Origin of the sequence: Streptomyces sp. YS-3, assembly GCF_045257485.1 — a bacterium.
GTDB lineage: Bacteria > Actinomycetota > Actinomycetes > Streptomycetales > Streptomycetaceae > Streptomyces.
In genome coordinates this window covers 1-6149 of record NZ_JBJHPC010000433.1, presented here as the reverse complement: position 1 = coordinate 6149, position 6149 = coordinate 1, and the positions used below count along the sequence as shown (strand labels likewise).

Here is a 6149-nt window from a genome sequence, read left to right as displayed (position 1 = left end):
CTCCCCCCGCTCATCCCTCCGCCCATTCGGGTGCAGCAGACATGCACCCCTTCCCCTCCCGGGGTGATATTTGGCCCTAAGTCAGACTTGGGACTCTAGGAGGACTCCATGCGCGGAGCCACGCACGCCAAGTGGGCCGCCTGCGCGGCGCTCGTCGCTCTCGCGGCGACGGCCTGCGGGGGCGGGGACAGCGGTGGCGGTGGCGCCTCGGGCATCGTGAGCTCGTCCTGGGGTGATCCGCAGAACCCGCTGGAGCCCGCCAACACCAACGAGGTGCAGGGCGGCAAGGTCCTCGACATGCTCTTCCGGGGGCTCAAGCGGTACGACCCGAAGACCGGCGCCGCCAAGGACATGCTCGCCGAGAAGATCGAGACCACCGACTCGACCACCTTCAACGTCACGGTCAAGGACGGCTGGACCTTCTCCAACGGCGAGAAGGTCACCGCGAAGTCCTTCGTGGACGCCTGGAACTACGGCGCCAACCTGAAGAACAACCAGAAGAACGCGTACTTCTTCGGGTACATCGAGGGCTACGACAAGACCCACCCCGACAAGGGCGAGCCCAGCGCCGAGAGCCTCTCCGGGCTGAAGGTCACCGGGGAGCGCACCTTCACCGTCAAGCTCAACCAGAAGTTCTCCACCTGGCCCGACACCCTCGGCTACGCCGCCTTCGCCCCGCTGCCCCGGGCCTTCTTCGACAACCACGCCGCGTGGCTGTCCAAGCCGGTCGGCAACGGCCCGTACACGGTGAACTCGTACACCAAGGGCTCGAAGCTGGAGATGCGCAAGTGGGACGGCTATCCGGGGACGGACAAGGCGCAGAACGGCGGTGTCGACCTCAAGGTCTACACCGACAACAACACCGCCTACACCGACCTGACCGCCGGCAACCTCGACCTCGTCGACGACGTGCCCGCCTCCCAGCTCAAGAACGTCAAGGCGGACCTCGGCGACCGGTACATCAACACCCCGGCCGGCATCATCCAGACCCTCGCCTTCCCGTACTACGACGACGCCTGGAACACCCCGGGCGCGGCGAAGGTCCGCAAGGGCCTGTCCATGGCGATCAACCGCGCGCAGATCACCGACACCATCTTCCAGAAGACCCGCACCCCGGCCACCGACTGGACCTCACCGGTGCTGGGCGCGGACGGCGGCTACAAGGCGGGGCTCTGCGGGGACGCCTGCAAGTACGACCCGGCCGCCGCCAAGAAGCTCATCGAGGAGGGCGGCGGGATCCCCGGCGGCCAGGTGAAGATCTCGTACAACGCGGACACCGGCTCGCACAAGGAGTGGATCGACGCCATCTGCAACAGCGTCAACAACGCGCTGGGCAACGACAGGGCGTGCGTCGGCAACCCGGTCGGCACCTTCGCCGACTTCCGCAACCAGATCACCCAGAGCAAGATGTCGGGGCCGTTCCGGGCGGGCTGGCAGATGGACTACCCGCTGATCCAGAACTTCCTCCAGCCGCTGTACTACACCAACGCCTCCTCCAACGACGGCAAGTGGACCAACGCCGAGTTCGACAAGCTGGTGAACCAGGCCAACGCCGAGACGGACAAGGCCAAGGCGATCGGCCTCTTCCAGAAGGCCGAGGGCGTGCTGCGCGACGAGATGGGGGCCATCCCGCTCTGGTACCAGAACGGCAGCGCCGGCTACTCCTCCCGGATCTCCAACGTCGCCCTGAACCCGTTCAGCGTTCCCGTCTACAACGAGATCAAGGTCAGCTGACGCCGGCGGCGGTCCGGCCCGGCGCGCGCCCCCGCGCCGGGCCGGACCCCTTCCCAGACTCTCGGAGCGGTTCATGGGACGTTATGTGATCCGGCGTCTGCTGCAGATGATCCCGGTCTTCATCGGCGCCACACTGCTGATCTTCCTCATGGTCAACGTGATGGGCGACCCCATCGCGGGGCTCTGCGGCGACAAGGCCTGCGACCCCTCGACCGCGGCCCGCCTCAAGCGGGAGTTCGGCCTCGACAAGCCGGTCTGGCAGCAATACACGACCTATATGGGGAACGTGTTCACCGGTGACTTCGGGACCGCGTTCAACGGCCAGAAGGTCACCGAGCTGATGTCGACCGCCTTCCCCGTCACCATCCGGCTCACGATCATCGCGATCCTCTTCGAGATCGTCATCGGCATCACCCTCGGTGTGGTCACCGGTCTGCGGCGCGGCCGGCCGGTCGACACCGCGGTGCTGATCCTGACCCTGGTGGTCATCGCGATCCCGACCTTCGTCACCGGTCTGGTGTTCCAGCTGCTGCTCGGCGTCGAGTGGGGGTGGATCAAGCCCTCGGTCTCCCCGGAGGCCCCCTTCGACGAGCTGCTGCTGCCGGGCCTGGTCCTCGCCTCGGTCTCACTCGCGTACGTCACCCGGCTCACCCGGACCTCGATCGCGGAGAACTCCCGCGCCGACTACGTCCGTACCGCCGTCGCCAAGGGCCTGCCCCGCCGCCGGGTGATCACCCGGCATCTGCTGCGCAACTCACTGATCCCGGTGGTCACCTTCATCGGTACGGACGTGGGCGCCCTGATGGGCGGGGCGATCGTGACCGAGCGGATCTTCAACATCCACGGCGTCGGCTACCAGCTCTACCAGGGCATCCTGCGCCAGAGCACCCAGACCGTCGTCGGCTTCGTGACCGTTCTGGTGCTGGTGTTCCTGGTGGCGAATCTCGTCGTCGACCTCCTGTACGCCGTACTCGACCCGAGGATCCGCTATGCCTGAGCCCGACTTCGACGAACGTTCGGTCGCCGCGACGGGTGCGGGCGGCGTCAACGAGGGAGCCATCGCGCCCACCGGCACCAGCGGCGCCATGGACCTCGCGATCAGCGAGGGCGCGACCCTGGAGAAGCGGGCACCCGGCGGACCGGAAGGCACCGGCCCTACGGGCAGGCCCCGCAGTCTGTGGGGCGACGCCTGGCGGGACCTGCGGCGCAACCCCGTCTTCCTGATCTCCGGCGCGATCATCCTCTTCCTGGTGGTCATCTCGCTGTGGCCGTCCCTGATCGCCTCCGGCAACCCCCTCAAGTGCGACCTCTCCAAGGCCCAGCTGGGCTCCCGGCCCGGTCACCCCTTCGGCTACGACGGCCAGGGCTGCGACGTCTACACCCGGACCGTCTACGGGGCCCGCACCTCGGTCACCGTCGGCGTCTGCACCACCCTCGGGGTCGCGCTCTTCGGCTCGGTCCTGGGCGGGCTCGCCGGGTTCTTCGGCGGCGGCTGGGACGCGCTGCTCTCCCGGATCACCGACATCTTCTTCGGCATCCCCGTGGTGCTCGGCGGTCTGGTCTTCCTCTCCGTGGTCACCTCCACGACCGTCTGGCCGGTGATCGGCTTCATGATCCTGCTCGGCTGGCCGCAGATCGCCCGTATCGCACGCGGCTCGGTGATCACCGCCAAACAGAACGACTACGTCCAGGCGGCCCGCGCGCTCGGTGCCTCCAACTCACGGATGCTGCTGCGGCACATCACGCCCAACGCGGTGGCCCCGGTGATCGTCGTGGCGACCATCGCCCTCGGTACGTACATCTCCCTGGAAGCCACGCTCTCCTACCTCGGCGTCGGGCTGAAGCCGCCGTCCGTCTCCTGGGGCATCGACATCTCGGCCGCCTCCCCGTACATCCGCAACGCCCCGCACATGCTGCTGTGGCCCGCCGGGGCGCTGGCGGTCACCGTGCTGGCGTTCATCATGCTCGGCGACGCGGTGCGCGACGCCCTCGACCCCAAGCTGCGCTGAGGAGTTGGACACCATGCTGCTCGAAGTGCGCGACCTCCAGGTCGAGTTCCGTACGCGGGACGGCGTCGCCAGGGCCGTCAACGGGGTGACCTACTCGGTGGCGGCCGGCGAGACACTGGCCGTGCTCGGCGAGTCCGGCTCGGGCAAGTCGGTGACCGCGCAGGCGGTGATGGGCATCCTGGACATGCCGCCGGGCCGGATCACCGGCGGCGAGATCGTCTTCCAGGGCAGGGACCTGCTCACCCTCAAGGAGGACCAGCGCCGCGGGATCCGCGGGTCCGGGATGGCGATGATCTTCCAGGACGCGCTGTCCTCACTCAATCCGGTACTGAGCGTGGGGGCGCAGCTCGCCGAGATGTTCACCGTGCACCGGGGGATGTCCCGGGCGGAGGCCAGGACCAAGGCCGTCGAGCTGATGGACCGGGTGCGCATCCCGGCCGCGAAGGAGCGGGTCAACCAGTATCCGCACCAGTTCTCCGGCGGTATGCGCCAGCGCATCATGATCGCCATGGCGATGGCGCTGGAGCCCGCGCTGATCATCGCGGACGAGCCGACCACCGCGCTCGACGTGACCGTCCAGGCCCAGGTGATGGACCTGCTCGCGGAGCTCCAGCGCGAGATGAACATGGGGCTGATCCTGATCACCCACGACCTGGGGGTGGTCGCGGACGTCGCGGACCGGATCGCGGTGATGTACGCGGGCCGGATCGTGGAGGAGGCCCCGGTCCACGAGATCTACCGGGCGCCCGCCCATCCGTACACCAAGGGCCTGCTCCGGTCGATCCCGCGCCTGGACCAGAAGGGGCGCGAGCTGTACGCGATCCGGGGCCTGCCGCCGAACCTGACGCACATCCCGCCCGGCTGCGCCTTCCATCCGCGCTGCCCGATGGCGCGGGACGTATGCCGCACCGACGTCCCCCCGCTGGCGGTCGTCTCCGAGACCCGCAGGAGCGCGTGCCACTTCTGGAAGGAGTGCCTGGATGACTGAGGCGATTCTGGAAGTGCGCGACCTGGTCAAGCACTACCCGCTGACCCGGGGCATCCTCTTCAAGAAGCAGATCGGCGCGGTACGGGCGGTCGACGGGGTCTCCTTCGACCTCGCGGCCGGCGAGACGCTGGGCATCGTGGGGGAGTCGGGGTGCGGCAAGTCGACGGTCGCCAGGATGCTGGTGAACCTGGAGCGGCCGACGGCGGGGCAGATCAAGTACAAGGGCACGGACATCACCAAGATGTCCGGCAAGGCGCTGCGAGCGGTCCGCCGCAACATCCAGATGGTGTTCCAGGACCCGTACACGTCCCTCAACCCCCGGATGACGGTCGGGGACATCATCGGGGAGCCGTACGAGATCCACCCCGAGGTCGCGCCCAAGGGCGACCGGCGCCGCAAGGTGCAGGACCTGCTGGACGTGGTGGGGCTCAACCCCGAGTACATCAACCGGTACCCGCACCAGTTCAGCGGCGGCCAGCGCCAGCGCATCGGGATCGCGCGGGGGCTCGCGCTGCGGCCCGAGGTCATCGTGGCGGACGAGCCGGTCTCCGCGCTCGACGTGTCGGTGCAGGCGCAGGTGGTCAATCTGCTGGAGCGCCTGCAGAACGAGTTCTCGCTGTCGTACGTGTTCATCGCGCACGACCTGTCGATCGTGCGGCACATCTCCGACCGGGTGGGGGTGATGTACCTCGGCCGGATCGTGGAGACCGGGCGGGACGAGGAGATCTACGACCATCCGACGCACCCGTACACCCAGGCGCTGCTGTCGGCGGTGCCGGTGCCGGATCCGTCCGCGCGGGAGCACCGCGAGCGGATCATCCTCACCGGGGATGTGCCGTCCCCGGCGAACATCCCCTCCGGGTGCCGGTTCCGTACGCGGTGCTGGAAGGCGCGGGAGCGGTGCGCGCTGGAGGTGCCGGAACTGGCGGTCCCGGCGGCGTTCCGCCTGGCGACGGGCCCGGCGCACCATCCGTCGGCGTGCCACTTCGCGGAGGAGAAGAGGGTGGTGCCGGAGTAGGTTTTGCTGCCTGGCCAGGTGTTGGGTTGCTCGCGCAGTTCCCCGCGCGACTTCTGGGTCCGGTTTTTGTCTGCGGCGTGGTGGGTGGCTGGTCGCGCAGTTCCCCGCGCCCCTTCAGGGCCCGGTTTTTGGCTGCGGGGCGGTGGTGGGTTGCTCGCGCAGTTCCCCGCGCCCCTGGGGGGTGTCGGCGAGGGCGCAGCCGAGCCTTTCAGGGGCGCGGGGAACTGCGCGACCAGCCACGCACGGTCCGCAGACGGCCTGGTCTTTAGGGGCGCGGGGAACTGCGCGACCAGCCACSCACCACGCCGCAGACAAAAACCGGACCCAGAAGTCGCGCGGGGAACTGCGCGAGCAACCCAACACCTGGCCAGGCAGCAAAACCTACTCCGGCACCACCCTC

The 6149-nt window shown here is 68.6% G+C and carries 5 protein-coding genes; all 5 read left to right on the top strand.

Annotated elements, in window-relative coordinates:
* The first annotated feature begins 108 nt into the window (after nucleotides 1-108).
* The 5 genes from ACJA3G_RS27365 to ACJA3G_RS27345 all read left to right on the top strand — a co-directional run bounded on the left by ACJA3G_RS27365 (nucleotide 109) and on the right by ACJA3G_RS27345 (nucleotide 5749).
* Nucleotides 109-1734 (top strand): ABC transporter substrate-binding protein, encoded by a 1626-nt coding sequence (locus tag ACJA3G_RS27365; RefSeq protein ID WP_406555710.1) that lies wholly within the window; start codon nucleotides 109-111, stop codon nucleotides 1732-1734.
* 73 nt (nucleotides 1735-1807) lie between these two features.
* Nucleotides 1808-2731, top strand: coding sequence for an ABC transporter permease (locus tag ACJA3G_RS27360; RefSeq protein ID WP_406555709.1), 924 nt, complete (start codon nucleotides 1808-1810; stop codon nucleotides 2729-2731).
* Nucleotides 2724-3743, top strand: a complete 1020-nt coding sequence (locus tag ACJA3G_RS27355; RefSeq protein ID WP_406555708.1) for an ABC transporter permease — start codon at nucleotides 2724-2726, stop codon at nucleotides 3741-3743. The genes ACJA3G_RS27360 and ACJA3G_RS27355 overlap by 8 nt, the downstream gene beginning before the upstream one ends.
* A gap of 13 nt (nucleotides 3744-3756) precedes the next feature.
* Nucleotides 3757-4731, top strand: a complete 975-nt coding sequence (locus ACJA3G_RS27350; RefSeq protein WP_406555707.1) for an ABC transporter ATP-binding protein — start codon at nucleotides 3757-3759, stop codon at nucleotides 4729-4731.
* Complete coding sequence (locus ACJA3G_RS27345) at nucleotides 4724-5749, top strand: ABC transporter ATP-binding protein (RefSeq protein ID WP_406555706.1); 1026 nt, start codon at nucleotides 4724-4726, stop codon at nucleotides 5747-5749. The genes ACJA3G_RS27350 and ACJA3G_RS27345 overlap by 8 nt, the downstream gene beginning before the upstream one ends.
* The last annotated feature ends 400 nt before the right edge of the window (nucleotides 5750-6149 follow it).

Bases quoted from the DNA above. Each gene is read 5' to 3' on its own strand.
- ACJA3G_RS27365 (WP_406555710.1), top strand. From the start codon at position 109: ATGCGCGGAGCCACGCACGCCAAGTGGGCCGCCTGCGCGGCGCTCGTC.
- ACJA3G_RS27360 (WP_406555709.1), top strand. From the start codon at position 1,808: ATGGGACGTTATGTGATCCGGCGTCTGCTGCAGATGATCCCGGTCTTC.
- ACJA3G_RS27355 (WP_406555708.1), top strand. From the start codon at position 2,724: ATGCCTGAGCCCGACTTCGACGAACGTTCGGTCGCCGCGACGGGTGCG.
- ACJA3G_RS27350 (WP_406555707.1), top strand. From the start codon at position 3,757: ATGCTGCTCGAAGTGCGCGACCTCCAGGTCGAGTTCCGTACGCGGGAC.
- ACJA3G_RS27345 (WP_406555706.1), top strand. From the start codon at position 4,724: ATGACTGAGGCGATTCTGGAAGTGCGCGACCTGGTCAAGCACTACCCG.